General features: G+C 63.1%; 1 protein-coding gene. It reads left to right on the top strand.

Going from position 1 to position 1267, the window contains the following annotated elements; translation table 11 throughout:
- Positions 1–93: 93 nt before the first annotated feature.
- Positions 94–1267 (top strand): IS3 family transposase gene (locus tag R2N16_RS25395; RefSeq protein WP_316669814.1). Its coding sequence is split into 2 segments (ribosomal slippage), with 1175 coding nucleotides annotated over them: positions 94–409 and positions 409–1267; the frame shifts between segments, so codons are not numbered across the junction. This gene is flagged as partial in the annotation.

Below are 1267 nucleotides of genomic sequence, written 5' to 3'. Positions count from 1 at the left end.
TGGAGCAGCCCCCTGAATCTCCGGACACGAGGACTCTCTTAAATAGCGAGTAGTCTTGTGACTATCAGTAAGCCTAGTCATTACGTGGAACCCATCGAGATTCTGACCGAGCCGGAACGTCGGCGCCGGCGCACGGCACAAGAGAAAATCGCCATCGTGCAGGAAACACTGGTGCCGGGAGCTTCGGTATCAGCGGTCGCCCGACGGCATGGTGTGAACGCCAACCAGGTCTTCGGTTGGCGCAAGCAATACGAGGAAGGCAGCCTGACAGCGGTCAAGGCGGGAGAATCGGTCGTGCCCGCATCTGAGCTGGCCGCCGCCATCAAGGAAATCAGGGAACTGCAACGGTTGCTCGGGAAGAAGACACTGGAAGTCGAAATCCTGAAAGAAGCCGTGGAATGGGGCCGCTCAAAAAACCTGATTGCGCGCTCGCCCTTGCTGCCGGAGGACGACCGATGAAGACGGTCTGCGATGTTCTCGGCGTGGCGCGCTCTGCAGTGGCGGTCAAACAGAGGCGCTCGACCGATTGGCAAGATGGCCGTCGTGCTCGCTCGACCAACGACGTCGAGTTGGTCGCGGAAATCCAGGCCCACGTGGCGGACCTGCCGACCTACGGCTACCGGCGTATCTGGGCGCTGCTGCGGCGCAGCCGCGAACTGACGGGTGCGCCGTGCATCAACCACAAACGCATCTATCGGGTCATGCGCGACCATCAACTGCTGCTGCGCCGTCCCGGCGCTCGGCGTGACCGACGTCGGCATGACGGCCGCGTCGCCGTGGACCGGAGCAATCGGCGGTGGTGCTCGGACGGCTTCGAGTTCCGGTGCGACGATGGCACGCCGCTGCGGGTCACGTTTGCGCTGGATTGCTGCGACCGTGAAGCCATCAGTTGGGCGGCCACGACCGGCGGGCATAGCGGCGACGTTGTGCGCGACGTGATGCTCGCGGCCGTTGAACAGCGATTCGGCACCACGCAGGCCGAGCAGCGCATTGAATGGCTGACGGACAACGGCTCGGCCTACACCGACCATCGCACGCGCAGCTTCGCTCGCGAGCTCGGCCTCGAGCCGCTGACGACGCCGGTTCGTTCCCCGCAAAGCAACGGTATGGCCGAGTCGTTCGTGAAAACGATGAAGCACGATTACGTCGCCTATATGGACAAGCCCGACGCGCCAACGGCGCTCTCGCGTCTGGCAATCGCCTTTGAACACTACAATGAGCGCCACCCGCACAGCGCCCTGAAATACCGTTCGCCACGGGAGTTCAG

Source organism: Ralstonia psammae (assembly GCF_958405935.1).
Lineage (GTDB): Bacteria > Pseudomonadota > Gammaproteobacteria > Burkholderiales > Burkholderiaceae > Ralstonia > Ralstonia psammae.
The sequence above is the reverse complement of the archived record's forward strand: the minus strand, read 5'-3'. Positions and strand labels throughout refer to the sequence as shown.